Consider the following 24643-nt stretch of genomic DNA (forward strand, 5'->3'; position numbering starts at 1 on the left):
TTGGGGTTGGCTGGCATATTGATTTGAATCAAATTTTTTAAGCTTAGACTTTGGTTGAAAACTATGGATTACACACCCCTCGATCCCCTCTCAGTTGATTTTGCTCCAAGCTCGCTCGGCACACCTACATCGATGTAGGCGCCGGTCTCTGATCCTGTCTCGACTCAAGCGCTTACTTCCTTGAAAGCGAGGAATCTTAGAGCGGTGATGGGATCCCTCCGCTCGTTTCACTCGGTCGGGATGACAGGCTTTTTTGTGACTGAACTGTACTGCTTTTGCCAGTTGCGTTCAGGGTGACGTGGATTTCAATTGATGTTCCTTGGTCTTGTTGGTTGGGAATGGGCTACAATCGATGGCATGAGAAGGTTCACGATCAAACGCACGATGCGCTGGTTTTTGGGGCTGTTGGTGTTGGGCTGGCTTGGTATGGGGGCCTATCACAGTTTCAAACCGTTGCCGGCGGGGATCAGTTTCGCATCGGCTCAGAAGCCGGTGGGGCAGGTGCGGTTTTTAGCCGATGCCACATGGGTGGATGAAGATGGGGTGCGGTACACCGAACAGCAGATTTTTGATCGGGTGCTGACTCTGATCAAACAAGCGGAGAGGTTGGTGGTGTTGGACATGTTTTTGTTCAATGATTTCGCCGGTGCGGCCAATGGCCACGATCCCAACATGCGGCCCTTGTCTGATGAATTGGCGGCCGTGACGATCAAGCGCAAACAGGAATTACCAGGCTTGCGTGTGGTGCTGATCACCGATCCAATCAATCAATTGTATGGCGGGCTGAAATCATCACGCCTGGATCAATTGAGCCAGGCAGGTATTGAAGTGGTGATGACAGATTTGAATCGTTTGCGTGATTCCAACCCAACCTGGTCTGGTCTTTGGCGCCTGTGTTGTCAATGGTGGGGTAATTCGAGCGAGGGTGGCTGGATACCTAACCCCGTGGGACTTGAAAAAGTCACGTTAAGAACTTGGCTTAAACTACTGAATTTCAAAGCCAATCACCGCAAAGTACTGGTCGCAGATTCACCCTCTGGTCTGGTGGGTTTGGTGACCTCGGGCAACCCGCATGATGCCAGCAGTGCGCACGGCAACGTGGCACTGGAGTTCACTGGCCCCGCCGTGCTCGACCTGTTGGCCTCCGAACAAGCGGTGTTGGACTTTTCTCAAGCCGAGGTGGCGGACTTGCCAAGACCAACAGCGGGTGCTTCGGCCGCGCCATCCGCGGCCACCATACAAGTGCTGACCGAAAGCCAGATCCGTGATCGGGTGATGGATGTTCTGATGCAAAGTGCTGCCGGAGACCGGGTTGACCTGAAGATGTTTTACCTGTCACACCGCGGCATCATCAAAGCACTGAAGCAGGCGCATGAGCAGGGGGCTCAGGTGCGGGTCTTGCTTGACCCCAATGAGGACGCTTTTGGCAAAAAGAAAAACGGCATTCCCAACCGACAAGTGGCCCATGAGTTGACGCAAGCCGGGATTCCGGTACGCTGGTGTGACACGCATGGCGAGCAATGTCACAGCAAAATGTTGTTGACCCAACGGGAGCATGGCCGCAGTGAGCTGATTCTGGGTTCAGCGAATTACACCCGCCGCAACCTGGATGATTTGAACCTGGAAACCAATGTGGCATTGGTCGGGCCATCGGATTTGTCGGCTTTTGCCGATGCCGCCACTTATTTTGACTTGTATTGGCACAATGGGCCCAATCAATTTTTTAGCCAACCCCATGCCCACTACGCCGATGACAGCCGCCTGCGCTACTGGCGCTACCGCATCATGGAAGCGACGGGGATGTCGACGTTTTAGGGTGGTTAAGGGGCTGAATTAATGAACAGGTTGGCCCGATTTTTGAGGTCTTTCGGTAGCGCTCGGGATGACAAGCACTTGTCATACCAACCGAACGCAGTGAGTGGAGGTATCTGGTGTGCGTTTTGAGATCCCTCGACTTCGCTCGGGGTGACAACAATGTGGGGATGTCGTGAGAACACGTGGCGGGAACGGTCGACTGCAGTCGACGCACCAGAGGTCATAGGAGCATGGACTGCAGGAGGGGCTGGGAGGAATTAGGGTTTAACTGGTTTCAATTGGTAACCGGCTTCTTTAAGTAAATTCACCACACCATTGGGGCCGCCAAGGTGGGCAGCACCGACGGCGAACAGGGTGGGGTTTTGTTGCATGATTTGGGGCATTTTCTTGACCCAGTTTTTGTTCCGGGCATCCAACAGCACGTCGATCAGTTCAGCGCCATTGTGGACTTTGCTGATTTCCCTGATGGTCATTTGGTGGATGTCGTTGATGTCTTCTGCGTAGTACAGGTCGAGCATCTCCCGAAACATTTCTGGCACCATGCCGTAGGCTTTCAACTCTTCTTCACTCCAGGGTTCGCCTGATTTGGGTGGATCCATGGCGCGCATCACGGCGACCTGTTCATCCAAAGTTTCCAAAGATTTGATCGGCATGTCGATGGCTTGGGCTTGGGTTTCCAAGTCTTCCTCGACACCAACGATGGGGCATTCCAGTGAGGTCATCAACAACATCGCTGAGATGGCAAACATTTCCATGTTTTTGAACATGCTGATGTCAAAGTCGGTGTATTGACCAATGATGCCTTTGAGCTGTTCGTATTGCACGGGTGAAAGGCGTTCTTCGAGCGGCACGTCGGTGATCATCACCGACATCATGACCGAGGGGTCTTCCAGGTGAATTTCCAGGTACAGCTGGTCCACTTGCTCCATGGCTGCGGCAAAACGGGGGTCTCGTCGGTGGTCCTTTTCACACATCACATGCACGGTGCCGGCGACGTAGGAAGCTTGTTCAATGCCCGGTCCGGTGATCTCCCAAATCATGGAACTGTTGGCTTTGTTGGTCGATTCGCTGCTGTGACCGACGGTGGTGAACAGGGCGAATAGGATGAGGGTGATGAGTTTGTTTTCCATGTGTGAGATTCCTTGTTTGGTTGTGAGTCACCCATTGTACACCAACGAAGAAAGTGGGTGGTGGGCCGAAGGTCACATTGATTCATCAATCGTTGGGGTCCTGACCTTCGATCTATTTCATTGCAGCAGACAAATCAGGTACACTGTGTTGACCTGTTATCCGACACCCATATGAACACAGTCAACACCACCACATTCCAATCCAAATTGCCGCATGTGGGCACCAGTATCTTTACCGAGATGTCACAGTTGGCCGCTCAACATGGGGCGATCAATTTGTCCCAAGGCTTTCCTGAGTTTGATGTGCCCGAGTTTTTGAAAGGTGCGATCAGTGAAGCCATCGCTGCCGGCAAGAACCAGTACTGTCCGTCATCGGGTTTGCCGGCTTTGTTGGAACAAATTGGGGCTTTGGTAGACCGTTGTTATCGCCAGAATGCCGCTGCCCCATTGGATGCCATGAATTGCGTCACCGTGACCTCTGGTGCCACCGAAGCCTTGTGGGTGGCGTTTCAAACTGTGGTCAGGCCCGGCGATGAGGTGATTGTGTTTGATCCGGCCTATGATTCTTATGAGCCAGCTGTGGAATTGGCCGGTGGCCGCTGTTGCCACATCGCCATGACGGCACCGGATTATGCCATTGACTGGGAACAAGTGGAGCAGGCGATCAACGCCAACACCCGAGCCATCGTGATCAACAGTCCCCACAATCCGACCGGCACCTTACTCAAAGCCAGTGATTTGGAAGCCTTGCAGCGCTTGGTCACGGTGTATGGTTTGTATGTGATCAGTGACGAAGTGTATGAGCACATGACCTTTGATGGTGAACGACACGAAAGTGTGTTGTCATATCCTGAATTGTTCGCCCGCTCCATGGTGATATCCAGTTTTGGTAAGACTTTTCATTGCACCGGTTGGAAGTTGGGCTATTGTGTGGCACCTGCAGTCTTGACCGCTGAATTCAGAAAAATACATCAATATGTGACCTTCTGTACTTTTACCCCAGCCCAATATGCGGTCACAGAAATGTTGCAGTCGCACCCTGGACACATTGATGAATTGGCGGCATTCTACCAACAAAAGCGGGATGTTTTGGTGAAAGCCCTGCAGGCCACCCGGTTCAATGTATTGCCCTGTAAAGGCACTTATTTTGTGTTGCTGGATTATGCGGCCGTCTCAGACAAAAAAGACACGGAATTTTGCCATTGGTTGACCACCGAAGTCGGTGTGGCGGCCATTCCATTGAGTCCCTTTTACCAAGCTGAGGTGTTAAAAGCCTACCACCGGGATCACAAAGTGGTGCGACTGTGTTTTGCCAAAAACAACGGCACCTTGTTGAAAGCCGCGGGGTTGTTGTGTCAACTCTGACGGTCGCCGCGGTTCAAGCCGACATCCAATGGTTGGACAAGACCGCCAATTTCGCCGCGCTGGAAGCCCTGATTGTGGCGTATTTTCGTGACCACGATGCATTGGATTTGTTGTTGTTGCCCGAAACTTTCTCGACCGGATTTTGTACCCATGACCCGATGGTGAAAGAGCCGGCGGATGGTGGGGATGACTTGGTTTGGCTCAAACACATGGCCGCCCAACACCATTGTGTGATGGCGGGAACTGTATTGGTGGCTGCAGGGGATAAAAAGGCCAACCGATTCTATTGGGTGAGGCCGGATGGCCGGGTTGAGTTTTACGACAAAAGACACCTGTTTCGGCTGGGTAACGAAGGCGACTATGTGGCCCAAGGTATGGATCGAAAAGTGTTCGAAATCAATGGCTTCAGAATCCTTCCTCAAGTTTGTTATGACTTGCGGTTTCCGGTGTTTTCCCGCAACCGCCAAGACTACGATTTGTTGGTCAATGTGGCCAACTGGCCGGCTGCACGCCGCCATGTGTGGGACACTTTGCTCAAAGCCCGGGCGATGGAAAACCAAGCCTATGTGATCGGCGTCAACCGGGTTGGCAGCGATGGTTCAGGGGTGGCTCATTCGGGTGGCACCTGTGTGTTGGACTTTGTCGGTGAACCGATGGTCGCTGCCTCAGACAACCAAGTGCAAATCATCAGCACCACCCTTGATATTGCCAAACTGGATCAATTCAAACAAAGCTTTCCGGCCTATTTGGATGCAGATGAGTTTGAGCTGAAGTGACTTGTTGAGGGATTGTTCTCAATCCGTTGTGGCCTTTGAACCATTTTGCACCCCTTCGATACCGCTGAACAGCAACCGTTTGGCAATTCATTTCGCAGTCCTCAATTTTTTTGGGTTCGCAATGGAATAAGAAAAATATACATTTCTTGACTCTTTGCGTTGGGCTGTGTTTAATGGTCAATGAACAATCACAAAAAAGAAAGGGGGAATCATCATGAGAAATTGGCTTTGTGTGGTCGCGGTGTTGGGCTTGGGTGCTTGTGCCGCGTCTTTGGAAAAAGTGGCCATTGAGTCACAACAAACCACGGTCGATGGCATTGGCATCGTCAGCAACCACCCGGATGTGATCAACACTTACATCCAGCCGGTGGGCAACCAAAGTGTGATTTGCCTGGAGCCGGATCCGGACTATTCTTCGGCATTCCAAGGCGGTTTTTCCGTGGGTGCGACGGCCGGTGGCGACAGTGGCAACATCAGCGGTTCCCAAGGTGAAACGGTGGTCACCGCAGGTGGCTTGAGTCCTTTGGTGCTGTTGGCGCGGGAAATGCTGTACCGGGCTTGTGAGCTGTCGATGAACACCAATGCCAGCCCCGAACAGCAAATTGCCATTTACCAAACCTTTCTGAAGTCAATCGAAACCATCAGCCAAGCGGCCACCGGTACGGGGACTCAGCCAACACAACCAAATCCATCTACACCAAGTCAGCAATGAATGTAGACCAACCAATTTTGCGTAGGATACATTGACTAAGTTCTCTGAGAAATCATGAATTCAGAATTCTGACTTTGGGTCAATAATTGTCAGTGTTCATTCATATGAATGTTTTGAGAGCTGGCCGGATACTTATTTTCACTGAGAATGAATGATATCTCTGGTGATGAATTACGAAAGTTGCTATCATTTTTAAAACACAAAAAAAGGGGTGTGTGTTTTCTCAGATTTGTGTTCACAATATTTTTAACTGTACTCAGGAAATTCAATGAAAACTGCCATTAAATCAGTTGTGATTGGTGTGCTGGTATTGGTTTTTGCTCAAGCTCATGCTCAATATGAGTTGCCGCGCCACACCATTTCAAGTGGAGGCGGTCAGTCAGCAGGTGGGTCTTTTGAACTCACCGCCGCCGTGGCACAGCATGACAGCCAGGAAACCATTGCCGGTAATGACTTCGCAATAAACAGTGGAATCATGATCCCCAATAGGGACTTGATCTTTAAAAACAACCTAGATTAATCAGGACTTAATATGAAAACAACAATCATCTTATTATTCTGCAGCCTGTTTGCGGTACCTTTGCACGCTCAGATCGATCACACTTTCACATACCAAGGTGAATTATTGGACAATGGTGCGCCTGCTTCTGGTTTGTATGACATGACCATCAGTGCCTTTGATAATGCCAATGGAACCGGAATTCCTCTGGCCACGTCTGAGCATTTGGGGGTGAATGTAAGTATGGGATTATTCACCATTCAATCGGTTGACTTGGGGTCAACCATTTTTGATGGTTTGGACTTGTGGTTGTTGGTTTCTGTTAAACAACAAGCCGATGCCAGTTACACTGATTTGAGTCCTTTGCAAAAAATGCATTCTGTACCTTATGCCGCCAGTTTGATTGACAAAGGCGCAACCGCCGGTCAGGTATTGACTTTTGATGCAGTGACCGGTTGGCAGCCAGCCAATCCAAACACAGGCACCGATGATCAAAACATCACTGGTTCAGGACTCAGTGGTACTGAACTGACCATTGGTATCGAAGGTGGTAACAGTCAAGTGGTGGACTTGGCTGCGTTACAAGATGGTACCGGTACCGATGACCAAAACATCACAGGATCTGGATTGAGCGGAACTGAATTAACCATTGGTATTGAAGGAGGCAACAGTCAAGTGGTCGATTTGGCTGCGTTGCAGGATGGCACTGGCACCGATGACCAAAACATTGCAGGTTCAGGGTTAAGTGGTACAGAGTTGACCATCGGTATCGAGGGTGGCAGCAGTCAAACCGTTGATTTGGCGCCCCTGCAAGACGGTCCAGGTACCCGACTGGTGCGGGTGTCTGACAATGCTGTTCTCGGAAAAGTCATTGGTTTTACCAACAATCAGTGGACCGTTATCAACAACAGCGGCTATTTGGTACATGTGAACGCCGATGGAACTCCAGGTTTGTCCTCTCCTCTGTATAATGATGGGGCTTGTACGGGTACCCCTTTGTATTTGATGTACACAGCCAACTCGAATGGCAGTGGTTCGACTCTGGCTGCCCAAGGTTTTGTCTTCACCATTCAAGGAATCGGGACTTATTACGTACCTAAAAATTCCAGTTTGATCGACAATGCCGCTTACAATCGCCGTAGAAATTCGCCCACCAATTGTCAAACTTTGAACCATCCGACCAACACAGTCATGCCAATCCAGGCCAACAACGTGGCAGTGACTGGTGTGCCTGATGGTGGCTATGGTCCAGTTCGGATTGAATGAATTCAAACTTGCATGTGTAAAAAAACCTGCTGTCATAGCAGGTTTTTTTTGACTTAAATATCAGCCATGAATCTTTATTTGCTGAACACCTTGTCGCCGATGATTTTAAAAGCCGGTGTGCCCCGCACCAAGGTGTCACGAGCAAACACCTGATCACAAGCCGGACAAGTGCCTGGTGATTGGGTGAAGTCTTTGCTGATGCGCTCTTTGAAACATTTAATCAATGCGCCTTTGCCGCCTTTGCGGTAGGTGAACAGCTGGGTTTTGCAACCGCTGCAAAACACATCCACCGTGGTGGTGGGACCTTTTTTGTGGGGTTTGGCCATCGGCGTAGGGTAGCAGGATGCAATGGGCATGACAATGTCCTGAGACTTATAATCAATGAAAACCAAGGTCACTGCGGCGTGCTGAGCTTGGGTCGAAGTAAGCCTATCGAAGTGAACAACAAAAACGGATTCAAACAGTTTGGTCAAATTTCTGCGTGAAATTGACAAGCCCGCTCGATGACTTGAGCGGGCTTGTTGGCGGGTATGATCAGTAAGACAGTCTGGAAATGGCCACACCTTGCATGTTGCCAACATCCCTCAGCCAAGTGCCCCCCGGAGGCGAGGGGTAGGTGGCGTTGATGTAACTGCGGTTGCCATTGCTGAACAGCAGTTTAAAAGTGCCAATGTCCTGAGTCGTCGTGGACCCCGTGCCCGTTCTGGGGTAACCAGTGACATGGTTGAATAGGTTAAACACAAAATCACTCTGCAGAAAGGGCACATTGTTCAGTTGCCCATTAGCCCATCGACCTACACCTGATTGATCAAAATAGTAAACAGTGGCCAAAGCCACATTGGTGCTGCCAGTTGGAGCCACTTGAAATGAACTGCCCCAACCACTCAGAGTCGGCTCGAACCATAATCCCGAGACTGAACTTGGGTTGGGGATTTTGGGTTCGAAATTTTCATCCAAGAACAAGGGTTGCATGCACCAACTGCCGGTTTGACCGTCTATGGTCCAATTAAATACTCCAGGTTGAGCACTGCGATTGACGCCATCGCATGCGCTGCTGTTGTTAACTGAAGAAAGTGCATAATCCAGGGTGAAGGAGCCTGCGTCTTGTGGTGTGGTTTGTTCGGTGTTGTCATCAAAAGTATACCGATAGAAATCGCCGCTTAATGAGTTGTTTTGGTAGTTCGATGTTTGAGCAATCATCCATTCTGGTTCACCATTGTTGTCATAGGTGTAAAATACAATGACATACTGAATGTTGTCGCCACTCCCAGCTTTGGTGATGTGCAAACCATGACCATTTTTTTCGGGATCAAACGAGTAGCCCCTGATAGGCTCACTGTAAACGGGAGATGATATGCTGCCCCAATTAGCGGCCTGAGGTATGGTCAATTCCAATGTTGATTTCATGTTGGCTGAATGGTTGTTACCGATATATTGGCCTCCGGCCACAGCTGGATTCAAAGCGGGATTAGAAAAATATTCAATGCGGCGACAAGTTTGTTTTTCAGGTGCGACGCTGGTATCCAAAACACAGCCATCATCTTCATTGTATCCCCCCATGATGGTTTGCCATTGATTGTTGGCATCAATCAGGCCATGATTGAGTGAATTGTTGATGTCTGGTTTTGAGTCTTCGGGATGAATTCCACCCAGCATGTGGCCAATTTCATGTATGGCAGTCAGATCTCCCAGTGCATAGGTGTCGGTACTGACGCCATAGGGTGATTCTGGAAAAAAAGTGTTGGCAGCGCCACCAACCCGTTCAAATGTGGGCCCCAGTTCAGTTTTGACGAATAAAAAGACGAGATCAGCACCCACATGATCACGCCTGATTTCGATGTCTGAAAACAGTTCGCTTTTGCTGCTCATCAGATTCACTATGTCTTCGCGGGTGTCTCCAAGAAAGTCAGAATTTATCATTTGTGCTGGGCCTGCTATAGAAATTTTGTGACTTTGATTGAAACCAACTTCACTGTTTTGCAACACTTGATTAAACTTGGTGACCACATTGCTGGCCAGCATGTTGGCATCAGTGACGTTGTTGGCGTACAAAAACAGAACCGAAACATCATGAACTGTGGGACTTGGTTTGGCACCTTCATTTTTATTTTGGAAGTTCACTTCTTTGGACTGTTGATCGTGTCCTTGAGGCAAGATTTGGCTCAGGTAATTGTGCTTGCGGTCTTCTGGGAAAATGGCTCGATAAATGCGGTGAGAAGCTGCAGAGGATTTGCTGATTGGTTCAATGATGTAACTTGAGCCGCTGATTCTGAGGTTTCCTAATGCACGTGACCCTTCAACCGATATGGTGAAATTGGCATTTGGGAATCTGTCTATGATGCCAGTGAGGGTTTTTATTCCGTGGATGTGATGGTCAATGTGTTCGACATACAGACTGATTTTTTGTGTAATCCCAGGTAAGGGCAGGGTCCAAGAATCGCCAACTTGGGTTTGGAGCATTTGTTCTGTGTTGATGGTGCCAACCGCCATTCGCTCTGGGTCCATGGTTGGGGGTAAGTCAGCCTGGCTGATGTGGTCCCAGGTGGCCCATTCATCGGCGATGAACAGTTCGTGGTTACTGAGTGCATGGCAGCTCCAGGTCAAGGTGGTGACCCATAGCACCATTTTGTATAAAGGGAGTTTCATGGTGATTCCTCATGGTTGGTTGTTTTGTTCCAGCAAAACCCTTCTGCTGGATACTCAATACCTTGAGCCAAGCCCTTTGTTTCATAAAGATCTTGGCCAAATACTGCCGCTATTTGGCCAATTATTGTTGATTTTGGGTGAATCAAGCACAGTCTGCTGATGCCGCATAAAAAACATTCAAGGTGTGTATCCAAGCGCTGCTGTTTTATAATTGGTTTGAATGGAGTGAATGACCCTCAAGGAAATTGATCTTGGGTATTGCAAAATTTTCTATAAGGATGTGGTTGTTGATCAATTGTGATCAGACCAATTCTTCTTTTTCATATGGTTTGTTATGACTGAAAACGAATCGACTGTTTCTGGCATGTGGACACCCAAGCGTTGGGTGGCGGTGTTGCTGGCATTCATATCGGCTCCCATTGGTTTTTTGTATTTGGGCCAAAAGCGCTGGGCTTGGTTTTATTTGTTGCTGAGCGTGGGCCTGGCTTTTTTGCGGTTTGGGGTGTTGTCCAAATACACCAATGATGAGGTGCTGTGGTTGTTTTTATTGACTCCTTTAACGGCCATGACCCATGCTTATTGGTTGGCACCCAGAATCAAAGAAATCAGAAAATGGTACAGCCGGTGGTATGGTTTGGCGGGCATCTTCATGTTGTTCTTCATACCATTCCTGACCATGCGGGTGTTCTTTTATGAAAATTACCGCATACCTGCTGGCAGCATGTTGCCCACCTTGCAAGTGGGGCAGCTCATTCATGTCAAAAAGTGGGGCTGTGGCAACTACCAATTTTGGAACATTCAATTCTTAAAGACCGAGCGCAATGATTCATGTCCGATCAAGCATGGCGATTTGATTGTGTTTGATTTCCCAATGAACCCGAAAGACAAATACATCAAGCGGGTGATGGCGATGGGTGGTGACCACATTCGCATTGATGACAAGCAAGTGTGGCTCAATGGCCAGCTGCTGCCGGCAGAGTGGATGCGCCAAGAGGACAGCCATGCTTATTGGCTTGAGACTCTGGGAGACATGCAGTATCAAGTGATCCACATCGATGGCCGTGAGGTGCCATTCAGACATGTCGATGTCACTGTCCCAGCGGGCCATTTGTTTGTGATGGGAGACAATCGGGATAATTCACATGACAGCCGCTCTTGGGGTGTGGTACCGATTGATCATGTGGTGGGCGTGGTTTTCTGAAGCCAGTCAAGCTATCTGCGGGCAAGAATCAGCGGTATAATGATTGGTCCTTGATGAAGTTTGTGAGGTCAGTATGAACAAAACCGATGTGCTGCAATTGTTGCAAGATCACCGCAATGAGCGGGGGATCAAGAACTGGCATGAGTTGTATCCAGACAGTCCGTTCAGCAGTTTGGGCATGGGTTTGACGGTGTTGCGCAAATTGGCCAAGCAGGTGGGCAAAGACCATGACTTGGCACAAGCGCTGTGGGACAGTGATGTGTATGAAATGAAAGTCATGTCGGTGTTGGTTGATGATCCCAAAGCGATCAGCCGTGAGCAAGTGGAGCAGCAGGTCGAAGACATTGATTTCGGCATGATGGTGCATGTCTATTCAGCCTGTGGTGCGCCAGTGGCAAAAACCCCCTTCATCGATGAAGTGGCGGTGGACTGGGCCCGCAGCGATGATGAGGTGCGCAAACGCTGTGCTTACGGTTTCGTCTATGAACTGTCCAAAAAGAACACCAAAAGCGCGCCGGATGATGCCTATTATGAGGCCATCCTAGATCACATTGAGCAAACCCACGAACAAGAAAACAACTGTGTGTTGTTGTCCATGGGGGCGGCTTTGATGGGGATTGGCAAGCGCAGTTTGCCGCTGAATCAAAGGGCCTTGAAAATTGCCCAAGACATCGGTCCCATCCCGGTGGAAAGTGGTAAAACCCAATGCGAACCCATGGATGTCAGCAAACACCTGACCAGTGAGTACATTTTGGGTAAATTAAAAGCCTGAACAGGGCCGGGCAGTCATGTGCCCGACCCTGTTCAATTCATTGCGTGGTTCAATAAGACAGTCGATCAATCACCACATTGGACCGATTCCATTGGCCAAACGGGTGGAAGGGATAGGCGGCCTGCAAAGTGACGCGATCACTGAAACGCCTTGCCAGTCATTGACGCCCAAGGGATGACACAAAACGTCGCTCTGATCAGCCATTCATGGCCGTGATGTGTGATGCATCGCCAGGCCCGATTTTTTCTGAATTCTGCATACCGTTTGGACCAAGATCTGGGCAAAAATGGCTATAATGGGAATTTGATTCATCAACCGCATTGGCGTGGTTGATGCAATAAAAACGACCCCAACCCATGACCCACGATCGCAAACAAGAAGTCACCCAATTGTTGAACCAATTCAAAGACGGAGATTCCCAATCCAATACCGAATTGATGGCCCTGATTTACCGGGAATTGCGGTCCTTTGCGGGCAACATCCTCAAACAGGAAAATCAGACCATCACCTTCCAAGCCACGGAGTTGGTCAATGAGGCTTATTTTCGTTTGTTCGACTCATCGGCGGCCGATTGGAATGACCGCAAACACTTTTTGTCTTCCGCCATTGTGGTGATGCGCCGTTTGCTGGTGGACCATGCGCGGAAAAAACACGCCCAACGCCGCATCCCCAAGAACCAACAAACCCCGTTTGAAGCGGTGTCGGCCATCACCGAATCATTGGATTTGGATGTGGTGGCATTGAATGACGCCTTGGACGACTTGGAAAAGCTGGATTCTCGCGGGGCCAAAATCGTTGAGTTGCGATTTTTTGGCGGCTTGTCGGAAGATGAGATCGCGCAATTTATGGGCCTGTCGCGCAGTACGGTGAATCGAGAATGGCAAGCCTGTAAATTGTGGTTGTTGCACCAATTGTGTGACCATGACGCCTGAGCAGTTTGCTTTGATGAAAGAGGTTTTGTTGGCAGCACAAGAACTGCCTGCTGACCAGCAGCAAGCCTATGTCCATAAGGCCTGTGGTGATGATCAAGCCTTGATCAAGGCGGTGTTGTCGATGTTGCAAGTCAAAGAGTCCACCTGGGCCCAGGCCATTGAACAGCCTGCCATCGTGCGCCATTTGAACGAGTCAAAGCGGCAAGAGGAACTGCCTGAATTGGCTGTGGGCGACCAAATACACACCTACACCATTGTCAAAAAAATTGGCACCGGCGGCATGGGCCATGTGTATGCAGCTCAGCAACAATATCCGGCCGAACGGCAGGTGGCCTTGAAATTGATCAAAAAATCGCCCAATCAGAAATATTTGATCAATGAAATCCAAATCCTGGCCAGTTTGAACCACCCAAACATCGCCACTTTGTATGAAATCAACCAAACCGAGCAAGGGCAAACTTACATTGCCATGGAATTGGTTGAGGGTTTGGACATGATCAGCTGGTGTCAGCAGCGCCAATGCAGCCAAGCCCAGCGCATCCGTTTATTTTTGCAGCTGTGTCAAGGCATTGCGTATGCCCATGAAAAAGGCATCATCCATTGCGACATCAAGCCCAGCAATGTGCTGGTCACAGAAGTCAGTGGGGCGCCTGTCGTCAAGGTGATCGATTTTGGGGTGTCCCAATTTCAAGACCAACTGGCCGAAGATAACAGCATTTCTGGTACGCCCAGTTACATGGCACCTGAAGTGATGCAGAGTCAAGCCAAGCCCCTGGCCGACACCCGCCGTGACATCTATGCCATGGGGGTGTTGTTGCGCAAGTTTTTGGACGATGTGCCTTTGAACCAAGACTTTCAAGCGATCATTGACCGCGCCACCGCAGCCCAGCCTGATGCACGGTATGGCGCGGTGCTGAGCTTGCGCGATGACATCCACCGGTTCTTTGATCGACGGCCCATCAGCGCCCGACCACACACTTGGACTTACCTCAGTGGCTTGTTCATCAAGCGCCGCTTGGGTGTGGTGCTGTTTTCACTGGCCCTGCTGGCCACGGTGGTGGCTGGCTATTGGGCCCAGCGCCAACAAGCTCAATTGGCCACCGAGCAGGCCCAGAAAGCCCAATTGGCCCAAGCCGAAGCCGAGGAAATGGCCACGTTCTTGACTGATTTGTTCAATGTGGCCAATCCGGAAAAAGGCCGTGAATCGGCGGTCACTGCCCAACAATTGTTGCACAATGCCAAGGACCAGTTGTTGGCTGTTGAGCAACCCACTTTGTCCGATGCCCGCTTCATGCATACCATTGGTTCGATTTTGACCCGCATGGATCAATTCGCCGATGCCGAAGCCTTGATCCAGCAGTCTTTGGCGGTGAAGCAGCGTTTGTTACCGGCCAACCACGAAGAAATCATCAGTGGTTTAAGCCAACTGGGATTGATTCACCGCAAAACCTTGGATTACGTTCAAGCTGAAAATACTTTGCTGGCCACCATTGAACTGGCCCAAACTCAAGAACCCGTCAATCTGGATCAGTTGGCTTATGCCCACAACCATTTGGGCAATGTGTATAACCAGACCAGGCAACCGGCCAAAGCCATTGAACAACACTTGGCTGCCATTGCATTGCGTCAACAGTTGGGCGATCGCAAGCATTTGGCCGATTCATACAACAATTTGGGGGTGGCCTATCGACAGCAAAAAGATTGGTCAGCCACCGCCAAGCACATGAATCAGGCCTTGGACATATATTTGGAAGTGTATGATGCCGATCACCCATTCATCGCCGCCATAAAGCACAACTTGGCATACGTAGAGGAGCAAGGTTTCAATTGGGATGTGGCCGATCAAATGCTCAAACAGGCAATCACTACCTGGCGCGAAGCTTATGGTCCAATACACAGCAACACTTTGATCGGCATCACCAACCAAGTATTGTACTTTCAACGGCGTCTGCGCTTTGCCGAAACGGTGCCGATTTTACTGGACGTCATTGATCATTTGGCTGCTGAAGGAGCGGTGGAAAAACAGGCTGATTTCTTGAGTCATCTGGGCAGAAGTCAGGCCCATCTGGGGCAGGTGGAACCAGCGCATGAGGCCCACATAAGGTCACTGCAATTGATTGAAGGTTTGGCTTTACAAGATACCCAATTGCCAGCCAAACTGCATTACCGGTTTGCTGAGTCTCTGCTGGAGTTGGCGGAATATGAAGCGGCTGCTGATCAAGTTAAGCACTCTCAACAAGCATTGTCAAAATTGCCATCTGAACACAATCTGCATTTGTACTTGAACAACCTGTTGGCCAAAGTTAAATCGAGGCAAGGGGATGGCGCGGCAGCCAAGGCCTTGTTCCAATCGGTGCTGGCCCACAACAAGCCTGACAACACCCGCAACCAAACCGAACAAGTGACGGCACTGTTGGGCTTGGGCAGGGTGCACCGCACTTTATTCGAATTAGAAGAAGCCACCGAAGTGTTGTTGCGGGCCTTGGCACTGAATGTTCAAGTTAATGGCGACGCCCACAAAACCAATGGACTGATTCATGCCGAATTGGGTCTGGTGTTTCATGACCTGGAACAACCTGAGCGCGCTGAAAATCACTTGAAAATGGCACTGCGCATACAGCAACGGGCTTTGCCGGCCAAGCACCCGGATTTGTTGGCCACCGAACACAGCATGACACAACTTGGGCTGGCCATGGCCGAATGATTGAGGCGCCTGCCATCAATTTCACTTTTTAACACCGCATTTGAAGCAAACCACACACTTTTCACGCTTTACATCAATAAGTCAGCAAAAAAACAGCCATCACCATGAATAAAAACTACCAACACATCAGATTCTTATTGTCATCTTTGATCTTGCTGCTGGGATTTCAAGCCCAGGCCGGCACCACTTTTTGTTTGGGCATTTCACCAGGCAACTGGAGCAGCACCAGCTCTTGGATCTGTGACACGGGCAGCGGTATTCCTGAAACCGACACCAACGTGCAAATCGTAAGCGCTTTGATTTTGGATGTGGATGCCACAATTCTGAATATTACCATTGATCCAGGTGCCGATTTAGATGTGGCCGCCAGTGCAGGCGGTTTGACCTTGCAGGTGAATGGAGATGATGTTGATTTGCGCAATGCACAAGTGGACTTGTCGGGTGACTTCAACATTGTGGCTACCAACAACCCTGGGCAAGAGGTCAATTTGGGTGAAGTGAATGGCCCACACAATTTGAACATCGTTTCAACTTCACAGATTGAATTTTTGAGTCCGGTGGGTGGTACCTTGCCCTTGAATGGGATTGTCACTGATACCGGCAGCGTGCTGTCAGTCTTTGCCGATGTCAGCACCTCAACTGATCAAACTTATAATAACGACGTGCGGTTATTTGCTTCCAGCACCATGATTGGGGCGGTGATCACTTTCAATGGCAATGTCTACTCTGAATCCGGAGCGGCTGATTTTGATTTGTACCTGGACGGTGATGCTGTATTCAATCAAGACGTTGGGTTCGGGTCTTTGAGCCCAGATGAATCCAATCGGGGTGATTCTTTCAGCTTGAGGAATTTGACCGTCAACGGTACCACCAACATCAATTCCGTGGGTTCGGCGATCATCACCACCGCAGGCTCACAAGAATATTTCGGCGCCATGACCATCACTGCTGACACCACCTTCACCAGTACTGATGGGTCACTCTTGCGGTTTTGGGAAGACATCGATGCCACGGGTCAGCACCTGGCATTCAACACCACGGGAACGACCCAATTCACCGATGCTGCATTCCTGGGCGATGTGATCATCCAAGCGGCCAGTGTCACCACCGATGCCGGAGGCACCACGGTGATTGAATATCGGGCTGATTTTCAAGTCAACAGCGATGACACCGCCACCACCTTCAACGACGCGGTCAGAATCGGACCCAGTACTTTCATGGAAGTCAATCAAACGGGCGCGGCTGATACGGTGTTCAATGACCAGGTGTTTCAAACCAGCGGTGGCCAAAAATACCTGGAAGTCAATGACGTCAGTGGTCAAACCATTTTCAATGGTCCGGTGTTGTTGGGCCGCATCATCACCAATGATGGTGCTGGCGATGATTCCACGGTGATCAACACCACCACATTCACCGTCGATCAAGGGGCATCCAATGAAGGGAGCATAACATTCAATGATCCTGTGAAAATCATGCAAGACATGACCATCGCCGAAACCGATGCCGGCAGCATCACCTTCAACAACACCCTGGATGCCGCAGATGGATTTTTTGAGGTCGATTTGGTCATCAACTCTGATAACGTGGTCAGTTTTGGCCCCATCGGAACGGCCAATGCGTTTTACACCTTAACCACCGATGCCGGTGGTTCCAGTGTGCTGAATGGCAACACACAATCCAGCTTTAATTTGATTTTTAATGACGCGGTGACCCTGAACCAAACCACGGCCATGTCTGCAGAAGTCATCTATTTGTATGAAGCTGTCAATTTACAGACCTTCGACCTGTCTTTGACGGGAATCGATGTCATATCACAGGGTGTGATCAGTGGCTCGGGCGGTTTGATCAGCACCTTGGATGGTGATTTGGACTTGCGCGGTGAAAACACTTACAGCGGTGTGACCCGCATCAACAACGGCGATTTGAGTTTGGCTTCGGCCCCATCGCAGAACAACATCAGTGCGTCCAATGAAATATTCCTGACCGCCGGCTCCACTTTGTTTCCACCTGGTTTCAGCTTTAATTTTGATTTGGCCAGTGGGCAAACCCTGTCTGGCGATGGCACCGCAGCCATTTCATTGTCTGCTTTGTCCGGTTCGGTGATCAGTCCTGGCGACGCGGCAGGCACCAACACCGGTGATCTGAGCTTCACCAGCTTGAGCATGGATACGGGCAGCACCTATGTGGCTGAAATCAACGGTTTGACTCCGGTGACTGAATATGACCAATTGAGTGTGTCGGGCATTAACCTGGACAGCTCACTGGGTGGGGGCGCCACCTTGGAAGTGGTGATGAACACTGATATCAATGCCGGTGATCAATTCATGTTGGTCAACACCCAAGGGGGCAATGCCGTGGCCAACACCTTCAATGGGTTGCCTGAAGGGGGCACGGTGACTGCCTCCAATGGCAGCCAATTCAACATCACATACCAAGGGGGGGATGGCAACGACGTGGTTTTGTCAGGCTTGTGTAACGGGGTCATCACAGTGAGCAATGATGCCGACAGCGGGCCTGATACCTTGCGTCAAGCAGTGTTGGACGTGTGTCCTGGGGGTACCATCAATTTTGCCGCCGACTTGAGCATCACCCTGGTCAGTGAAATCGAACTGGAAGCGGACATGACCATCGACGGTTCTGGCCAAAACGTGACCTTGTCTGGCGGTGGCAGCAACCGCATTTTCAATGTTGATGTGGGTGTGGCGGTGAATTTGTATGCATTGAATGTCAACAATGGTTTTGACCTCGGTGAGGGCGGTGGCATCATCAGCAATGGCAACCTGACCATTGTTGACAGCACCTTTGATGGTCACGTATCAAGCTCCGGACCACTCGGCGGTGGCGCCATTTACAACAGCAATTTCGGCACTTTGACTGTTTCGGAGAGCACCTTCACCAACAACTTGGCCGGCAAGGGTGGCGCCATCTTCAATGACGGTGGTACCTTGAACATTGAAATCAGTACCTTCAGCCAGAATGGCAGCAATGCCGGTGAGGGTGGGGCGATCCACAACCGCGGTACCTTAATCGCCACCAATGTGACCATCGCGGGCAATGGACAAGCCAACACCACCGGTGGTGGTTTGATGACCTGGAATGGCAACCAAACCCTGAACAACACCTTGATCGCTGACAACAATGGGTCGCAAGACTGTTACATCGAGTTGAGCAACAGCAGCCAGAGTAACAGCAATTCCTTGATCGAAAGCGGTAATTGCGACGCGGCTTTGACCGATGATCCCCAATTGCAGGCCTTGGCCAATAACGGCGGCAACACACAAACCATGGCTTTGGCTTTGACTTCACCAGCCGTCGATGCCGGCAGTGATGCCCTGTGTACCGTGGAAGATCAGCGCGGCTTGCCCCGTCCGCAATTGGCAGCTTGTGACATCGGTGCTTATGAAACCGAATACCTGGGCATCATCCATGTTGACCAAAACAGTCAAAAACGCGCCGGTACGTGCATATTGGGTGCTTGTTGGCAAAACGCTTATGACAATTTAATCGACGCCCTGGAAGTGGCAGGCCCCACCTCACAGATCTGGGTGGCTGCTGGGGTTTACTTGCCCGATGTCGATTCAGGTGGCAACAGCGATGACCCGAGTGAGGCTTTTGAAATTCCCGGTGAAGTTTCGGTCTATGGTGGCTTTGCGGGCACCGAAACCGCTTTGGAGCAACGGGATTTCAATGCCAACCTCACTGTATTGTCGGGTGACATCGATGAAAACGACACCGATGTCAATGCCGATGGGGTGATTGAAGCGGTGGCCGACATCAACGGCACCAATGCCTACCATGTGGTAGACCTTTCTGACCCGGACGTGGTGTTGGATGGTTTCACCATCACCGCCGGGTTCAATGACAACGGTCCGCCACCGGCCAGAACAGGGGGAGGCGTGGAGTGCAACACAGCCAACAGCGCCGGTCACGTGCTGAGTCATTTGGTGCTGCAAGGCAACTGGGCTGAATTTTCAGGCGGCGCCATGTATGGATGCAACAGCACCATCAGCAATGCCTTGTTTGTCAATAATGAGTCAGCCAACAACGGGGGGGCGGCCACCTTCACCAGCCAAGCCACACCCACATTGGATCAAGTCAGTTTCATCGGCAATTCAGCCGTCAACAACGGCGGTGCCATTGTGCACCAAGCCATCGAGATGGATCGGGTCTATTTTGCTGGCAACTCAGCCGGCGGCAGTGGCGGTGCCCTGTATGCGTCCAACGTTGCCGTGGTCACCAATTCACTGTTCAGTGGTAACGCCGCTGGCAGTGACGGGGGAGCCGTGTACCTATTGGCCCCAAGTAGTTTCACCAATGTCACCATGACCGGCAATGTGGCGGTTGGCGATGGTGGTGCCATTTATCATTTGGGTGGCCCGGTGAGGGGTGGTAACACCGCCATTGAGAACAGCATTGTGTGGAACAACGAGGACATTTCTGGTGTCGGTACCGTCGGTGCAAGTAAATCTGGTGGTGGTGATGTCATCTGGTCCCACAGTTTGGTTCAAGGCTCGGGAGGCAGTACCGCTTGGAATAACGCAGCTGGGATTGATGCTGACAACAACATCGACCTGGACCCTGATTTTGTCCAAGACGTCGATTTGATGGCCGTGCCCACCGTCGCTGGCAACGCCCGCCTGACCTTGGGTTCAGCCGCCATCGGCAGTGGCAACAATGCCGTGGTCAGCACCACCGAAGATTTGGATGGCAATGCCCGGATTGATGGTGGAACCGTTGACATGGGTGCCTATGAGTACGGCGATTTGATCTTTGCCCACGGTTTTGAATAATTCCCTCACCCTGGAAAAACCTGGGTTGATGTTGGGGCGGATCTTCCGCCCCTTTTTTGTGCCTGAGTAATGACCTGTTGGCACTCAGGCAAAATCACTGGCGGCATGGCGTTCGCTTAATTGGAATGCCTCATCTCCCCAGTTGCGGTTGACCCGGCGGCCGCGTTGGACGGCTTCACGTTGATCAATGGCTTTGGCCCAGCGCAACACATGCCGGTAGTCGTTGACTTGGAGAAACTCTGCGGCATCATACAGCCGACCCAAAACCAGGGCCCCATACCAAGGCCAGTTGGCGATGTCGGCAATGGAGTATTGATCACCCGCCAAATAGTCATGCTTGGCCAGGTGTTGGTCCAACACATCCAATTGCCGTTTGACCTCCATGGTGAAGCGGTCAATGGGATACGCCATGGGTTCGGGGGCATAGCTGTAAAAGTGACCAAAGCCACCACCCAAATAAGGGGCGCTGCCCATCTGCCAAAACAACCAATTCAGGCATTCGGTGCGGGCCGATAATTCGGTGGGCAGGAAGGCATTGAATTTGTGCGCCAGGTGCAACAAGATTGAGCCTGACTCAAACACCCGGATGGCTTGCTCGCCACTCAAATCCAACAAGGCCGGGATTTTTGAGTTGGGGTTGATGGCCACGAAATCACTGCCGAATTGGTCGCCTGCATTGATGTCGATCAGATAGGCATCGTATTCGGCGCCGGTGTGTCCAGCGGCCAGCAACTCTTCAAACATCACTGTGACTTTAACGCCATTGGGTGTGGCCAAAGAATACAATTGGAACGGGTGCTCACCGCGGGGCAGGGTTTGTTCCTGTCGGACGCCGGCGGTGGGGCGATTGATGTTGGCAAACTGGCCACCGTTACCGGGTTGCCATTGCCAAATTTTCGGTGGTTGGTAAGTCTTTTCTTGGGTCATGATTGGGTCCTGGGTTGTGTGTTGTTTGAGAAAGGATAAATCCTTCCAACAGACCGACAGCTTAATGGGTTCATCGCAAAAAATGTGTCAAAGCCCATCTGGCTGCCTGGTGAACCACATGGACAGGTGACCTGTGTTACCATGTTTTTTTCTCTTGTTTATTAGTTTGCGCCATGAAAATCCAATTGTTCCCAACCCCAATTCGCATTTTGTGCTTGTGTCTGTTGACCACCGTGGTCACAGCGGAGGAATCATTACCCCAATCCGGATTGGATGAGGTGCAGTTCAATGTGGTGATGGTCAACCACGAAGGTGAATCAATGACTTTGGATCCGGCGTTTTTGAGCCATGCGGTGTTTAACTTTCCGGTGATTTCCGGGGGTGTTTTTGGCAGTCCCGATGCCGGACAAGACCGCCAATTGCTGTTTGCTGATGACCAAAACCAGATCAAGCTGGACTTAAAGGCCGAGCAGAAACGCATCGCCAAAGCCGCGAAAAAGTTGCAACCCAGGTTTCAAGAACTGGGCTTGAAAGTGGACTCCAAACGGACCAAACTGGTGCGGCTGGGCACCTTCGCTTATCATTTGCAAAATCCCGAGTATGTGGCTGGCATTGCAGTGGCGCCAGTGGGTGAACCTGAAACCCTTTTGATATTGGTGTATTTTGATCGCCGAGCCGAATTGACCGGCGACATCGTTTTGGGTGGTGAATTGTATCAGCATCAAATCAGCATTCCCAAAAAAGGCTTTTATTGGATTGAAGTGGACACTTTGGAAGCGGGTATGTACCAACTCAAACGCGCACCGAATCACCGGCAAGTCGAATTGGTCATCAGTGTCGCTGAAAACCAGGCTGGAACACCCGCGTTGACCGCACTGCAGTGATTGACTGAAGGCCTTTCAAGCCATTCGGTCGAAGTCCGACCCCAAAGAATGAATGGCGTTCGTCCATGCCCTCAAGATGCCTGAATCGGCGTTTTTCTTTATCGGGTGGTACTGCAATTCACGATTCGTGAATTGACACCAGGCCCAAAAATGACCGTTTGACGAAGCCAATGACCCCATTGGCGAAAAGTCGATTGTACTTGGATTTGGTTTCATTAGGATGGGTTGTGTCTGATCAACCATGAGGAAATAATTCAATGAAATCAACGTTTAACAAAGCAACATTCTGGGCCCAGGCAGCGGCATTGACCACCTTCAGTCTGGCGGCTTCAGCGGCGGAATTGGTGGTGTCGGTCGACTCGATTAAGAACGATGAAGGGCATTTGATGGCTCAGCTGTTTGCCGGTGAAGAGAACTACAATCAGGGCAAGGCACACGCCAGCTTGATGGTGGCGGCCAAACAAGGCGTGGGTCAATTGACCTTCACCGATTTGGCTCCGGGTGAATACGTGGTGCGGATGTTTCATGATGAAAACAACAACCAACAAATGGACGCCAATGCCTTTGGCATGCCGACCGAAGGCTATGGCTTTTCCAACCAAGCCGTGGGCAACATGGGACCGCCACAATACCGCGACATGGTGGTTGAAATCACCACCGCAGAAGAACAAGCCACCACCGTCGCACTGATGGTGTACCTGTGAAGGAGGCCCGCATGAAACGCCGTGAATTCGTCACACAATTGAGTTTGTTGGGGGCTTTGGGCTTGGCCCCCAAGATGTTGTTGGCTGCCGATCAGCTGGTCGCTGGCAACCTCAGCACCCTGCAGCGCTTTAACCAGGCACTGCCCAAACAACCGAAATTGGTCGGTTATGCCAATTACACCCAAGAGCGGGTGGTGGACCGGTTGACCATCGAAGGGCAATTCCCCAAACAACTGCGGGGGCAACTGTTTCGCAATGGTCCGGCCTTGTTCGAACGGGGGGGGCTTCGCTATGGTCACTTGTTCGAAGGTGATGGCATGATCCATGCCTTTGATTTCAAAGACGGCCAGGTGTCCTATCAAAATAAGTTCGTGCGCACCGATAAATTCGTGGCCGAGCAAGCGGCCGATCGATTTTTATACGATTTCAGTGGATTGGGCATCGAACAACCCAGCCCCATCACCAGTGCCGACAGCATCAACCCGGCCAACACCAATGTGTTGCCAATCGGTGACGACATATGGGCCCTGTGGGAAGCCGGATCGGCCCACAAATTGGATCCCAACACTTTACAGACCAAAGGCAAGGTCACTTTGGACCCCGGGTTGAAAGGCATGCCATTTTCGGCCCATCCCAAAGTCGATATTGATGGCACGATTTGGAATTTTGGTTTGGATTACGGCTCGGGTAAAATCATTTTGTACCGCTTGAAACCCAACGGACAATTGGACCGCTTTGGCTTGATTGACAGCCAATACCACGCCATGTTGCATGATTTTTTGGTGACCGAAAAACACATTTTGGTGATCTTGCCTTCGCTGACCATCAAACCAGACGCCCCCAGTTTCATGCAGCGACAAACCTTCGCCAATGACCAGCCCATGCGGGTCTTGGTGGTGGATAAAAATGATCTGACGGTGCGCTCGACCCATGAATTCCCGCCGTGTTTCTTGTTCCACTTTGGTAACGCCTGGGAAGACCGCGATGGCACCATCCACTTCGACGGCTGTCGCTACCGCAATTTGGACATCATGCAAGTGATTGAACAGGTGATGGTCGGTCAAACCGTGCCGAATCAACATGCTTTCAGCCAAACCGTGAAATTCACCATCCGGCCCAATGGACACACCGACCAACAGGTGTTCGCTGGCATCAGCGAATTCCCAAGAATCTACCCATCACAGACGGGCATCATGAATCAAAAGGTCTTCACCATCGGCGGTCAACCTGAGGGCGGCTGGATGCAATCGGTGCGTTCGTTGAATGTGCACACCGGTCAAGAGGATGCATACGATTATGGCGATGATTACTTGGTGGAAGAACACATCGTGGTTGAGCGCGATGGCCAACCAGGAAAATCCGGGTGGTTACTGGGTACGGCCTTGCATTGGCCCAGCAAAAAAACATGTGTCAATGTTTTTGAAGCGGAAAACATCAGCGCCGGTCCCTTGGCCAAGGCGTGGTTGCCGTTTCACATCCCACTGGGCTTCCATGGCAATTTCCGCTCTTTGGCTTGAAAT

The 24643-nt window shown here is 50.8% G+C and carries 18 protein-coding genes; 14 read left to right on the top strand and 4 right to left on the bottom strand.

Features of this window, described 5'->3' with window-relative positions; translation table 11 throughout:
- The first annotated feature begins 357 nt into the window (after positions 1-357).
- Complete coding sequence (locus K7G70_RS11540; protein ID WP_223788804.1) at positions 358-1815, top strand: phospholipase D family protein; 1458 nt, start codon at positions 358-360, stop codon at positions 1813-1815.
- Between the two features lie 257 nt (positions 1816-2072).
- On the opposite strand, the gene K7G70_RS11545 is transcribed toward K7G70_RS11540, so the two are convergent.
- Positions 2073-2945: a TraB/GumN family protein gene (locus tag K7G70_RS11545; RefSeq protein WP_223788805.1), complete on the bottom strand. Its 873-nt coding sequence runs from the start codon at positions 2943-2945 to the stop codon at positions 2073-2075.
- Positions 2946-3116: 171 nt separating this feature from the next.
- Here K7G70_RS11545 and K7G70_RS11550 point away from each other — a divergent pair, with 171 nt between their 5' ends.
- The 5 genes from K7G70_RS11550 to K7G70_RS11570 all read left to right on the top strand — a co-directional run bounded on the left by K7G70_RS11550 (position 3117) and on the right by K7G70_RS11570 (position 7563).
- Positions 3117-4310: a methionine aminotransferase gene (locus K7G70_RS11550; protein WP_223788806.1), complete on the top strand. Its 1194-nt coding sequence runs from the start codon at positions 3117-3119 to the stop codon at positions 4308-4310.
- Entirely contained in the window at positions 4298-5086 is a 789-nt protein-coding gene (locus K7G70_RS11555; RefSeq protein ID WP_223788807.1) for an amidohydrolase, read from the top strand. The genes K7G70_RS11550 and K7G70_RS11555 overlap by 13 nt, the downstream gene beginning before the upstream one ends.
- Before the next feature lie 214 nt (positions 5087-5300).
- Positions 5301-5798 (top strand): hypothetical protein, encoded by a 498-nt coding sequence (locus K7G70_RS11560; RefSeq protein WP_223788808.1) that lies wholly within the window; start codon positions 5301-5303, stop codon positions 5796-5798.
- Between the two features lie 268 nt (positions 5799-6066).
- Entirely contained in the window at positions 6067-6318 is a 252-nt protein-coding gene (locus tag K7G70_RS11565; protein ID WP_223788809.1) for a hypothetical protein, read from the top strand.
- A 12-nt stretch (positions 6319-6330) separates the two neighbouring features.
- Positions 6331-7563 (top strand): DUF8740 domain-containing protein, encoded by a 1233-nt coding sequence (locus tag K7G70_RS11570; protein WP_223788810.1) that lies wholly within the window; start codon positions 6331-6333, stop codon positions 7561-7563.
- 74 nt (positions 7564-7637) lie between these two features.
- Here K7G70_RS11570 and K7G70_RS11575 read toward each other — a convergent pair whose 3' ends face one another.
- Positions 7638-7919: a hypothetical protein gene (locus tag K7G70_RS11575; protein ID WP_223788811.1), complete on the bottom strand. Its 282-nt coding sequence runs from the start codon at positions 7917-7919 to the stop codon at positions 7638-7640.
- 178 nt (positions 7920-8097) lie between these two features.
- On the bottom strand, positions 8098-10209 hold the full coding sequence (locus K7G70_RS11580) for a zinc-dependent metalloprotease family protein (RefSeq protein WP_223788812.1): 2112 nt from the start codon (positions 10207-10209) through the stop codon (positions 8098-8100).
- Between the two features lie 334 nt (positions 10210-10543).
- Here K7G70_RS11580 and lepB point away from each other — a divergent pair, with 334 nt between their 5' ends.
- The 5 genes from lepB (at position 10544) to K7G70_RS11605 (ending at position 20608) form a co-directional block, all read left to right on the top strand.
- A complete protein-coding gene (gene lepB / locus K7G70_RS11585; RefSeq protein ID WP_223788813.1) occupies positions 10544-11410 on the top strand; it encodes a signal peptidase I in 867 nt (288 codons plus the stop codon).
- Positions 11411-11483: 73 nt separating this feature from the next.
- Entirely contained in the window at positions 11484-12182 is a 699-nt protein-coding gene (locus K7G70_RS11590) for a DNA alkylation repair protein (protein WP_223788814.1), read from the top strand.
- A gap of 356 nt (positions 12183-12538) precedes the next feature.
- Entirely contained in the window at positions 12539-13114 is a 576-nt protein-coding gene (locus K7G70_RS11595) for an ECF-type sigma factor (protein ID WP_223788815.1), read from the top strand.
- The gene (locus tag K7G70_RS11600) at positions 13104-15818 is read left to right on the top strand and encodes a serine/threonine-protein kinase (protein ID WP_223788816.1); all 2715 of its coding nucleotides are present in this window, start codon (positions 13104-13106) and stop codon (positions 15816-15818) included. The genes K7G70_RS11595 and K7G70_RS11600 overlap by 11 nt, the downstream gene beginning before the upstream one ends.
- A 104-nt stretch (positions 15819-15922) precedes the next feature.
- Positions 15923-20608, top strand: a complete 4686-nt coding sequence (locus K7G70_RS11605; protein ID WP_223788817.1) for a choice-of-anchor Q domain-containing protein — start codon at positions 15923-15925, stop codon at positions 20606-20608.
- A gap of 84 nt (positions 20609-20692) precedes the next feature.
- Here K7G70_RS11605 and yghU read toward each other — a convergent pair whose 3' ends face one another.
- Positions 20693-21535 (bottom strand): glutathione-dependent disulfide-bond oxidoreductase, encoded by an 843-nt coding sequence (gene yghU / locus K7G70_RS11610; RefSeq protein WP_223788818.1) that lies wholly within the window; start codon positions 21533-21535, stop codon positions 20693-20695.
- 173 nt (positions 21536-21708) lie between these two features.
- On the opposite strand from yghU, the gene K7G70_RS11615 reads away from it, so the two are divergent.
- From K7G70_RS11615 to K7G70_RS11625, 3 genes are all read left to right on the top strand, one after another.
- The gene (locus K7G70_RS11615) at positions 21709-22419 is read left to right on the top strand and encodes a hypothetical protein (RefSeq protein WP_223788819.1); all 711 of its coding nucleotides are present in this window, start codon (positions 21709-21711) and stop codon (positions 22417-22419) included.
- 257 nt (positions 22420-22676) lie between these two features.
- Positions 22677-23123 (top strand): DUF2141 domain-containing protein, encoded by a 447-nt coding sequence (locus K7G70_RS11620; protein ID WP_223788820.1) that lies wholly within the window; start codon positions 22677-22679, stop codon positions 23121-23123.
- A gap of 11 nt (positions 23124-23134) precedes the next feature.
- Complete coding sequence (locus K7G70_RS11625) at positions 23135-24640, top strand: carotenoid oxygenase family protein (protein WP_223788821.1); 1506 nt, start codon at positions 23135-23137, stop codon at positions 24638-24640.
- Positions 24641-24643 lie beyond the last annotated feature (3 nt).

It is taken from the genome of Marinicella meishanensis (assembly GCF_019931145.1).
Lineage (GTDB): Bacteria > Pseudomonadota > Gammaproteobacteria > Xanthomonadales > Marinicellaceae > Marinicella > Marinicella meishanensis.

Excerpts from the sequence above, each read along its gene's own strand:
- K7G70_RS11540 (WP_223788804.1), top strand. The coding sequence starts at position 358 with ATGAGAAGGTTCACGATCAAACGCACGATGCGCTGGTTTTTGGGGCTG.
- K7G70_RS11545 (WP_223788805.1), bottom strand. The coding sequence starts at position 2,945 with ATGGAAAACAAACTCATCACCCTCATCCTATTCGCCCTGTTCACCACC.
- K7G70_RS11550 (WP_223788806.1), top strand. The coding sequence starts at position 3,117 with ATGAACACAGTCAACACCACCACATTCCAATCCAAATTGCCGCATGTG.
- K7G70_RS11560 (WP_223788808.1), top strand. The coding sequence starts at position 5,301 with ATGAGAAATTGGCTTTGTGTGGTCGCGGTGTTGGGCTTGGGTGCTTGT.
- K7G70_RS11565 (WP_223788809.1), top strand. The coding sequence starts at position 6,067 with ATGAAAACTGCCATTAAATCAGTTGTGATTGGTGTGCTGGTATTGGTT.
- K7G70_RS11570 (WP_223788810.1), top strand. The coding sequence starts at position 6,331 with ATGAAAACAACAATCATCTTATTATTCTGCAGCCTGTTTGCGGTACCT.
- K7G70_RS11575 (WP_223788811.1), bottom strand. The coding sequence starts at position 7,919 with ATGCCCATTGCATCCTGCTACCCTACGCCGATGGCCAAACCCCACAAA.
- K7G70_RS11580 (WP_223788812.1), bottom strand. The coding sequence starts at position 10,209 with ATGAAACTCCCTTTATACAAAATGGTGCTATGGGTCACCACCTTGACC.
- lepB (WP_223788813.1), top strand. The coding sequence starts at position 10,544 with ATGACTGAAAACGAATCGACTGTTTCTGGCATGTGGACACCCAAGCGT.
- K7G70_RS11590 (WP_223788814.1), top strand. The coding sequence starts at position 11,484 with ATGAACAAAACCGATGTGCTGCAATTGTTGCAAGATCACCGCAATGAG.
- K7G70_RS11595 (WP_223788815.1), top strand. The coding sequence starts at position 12,539 with ATGACCCACGATCGCAAACAAGAAGTCACCCAATTGTTGAACCAATTC.
- K7G70_RS11600 (WP_223788816.1), top strand. The coding sequence starts at position 13,104 with ATGACGCCTGAGCAGTTTGCTTTGATGAAAGAGGTTTTGTTGGCAGCA.
- K7G70_RS11605 (WP_223788817.1), top strand. The coding sequence starts at position 15,923 with ATGAATAAAAACTACCAACACATCAGATTCTTATTGTCATCTTTGATC.
- yghU (WP_223788818.1), bottom strand. The coding sequence starts at position 21,535 with ATGACCCAAGAAAAGACTTACCAACCACCGAAAATTTGGCAATGGCAA.
- K7G70_RS11615 (WP_223788819.1), top strand. The coding sequence starts at position 21,709 with ATGAAAATCCAATTGTTCCCAACCCCAATTCGCATTTTGTGCTTGTGT.
- K7G70_RS11620 (WP_223788820.1), top strand. The coding sequence starts at position 22,677 with ATGAAATCAACGTTTAACAAAGCAACATTCTGGGCCCAGGCAGCGGCA.
- K7G70_RS11625 (WP_223788821.1), top strand. The coding sequence starts at position 23,135 with ATGAAACGCCGTGAATTCGTCACACAATTGAGTTTGTTGGGGGCTTTG.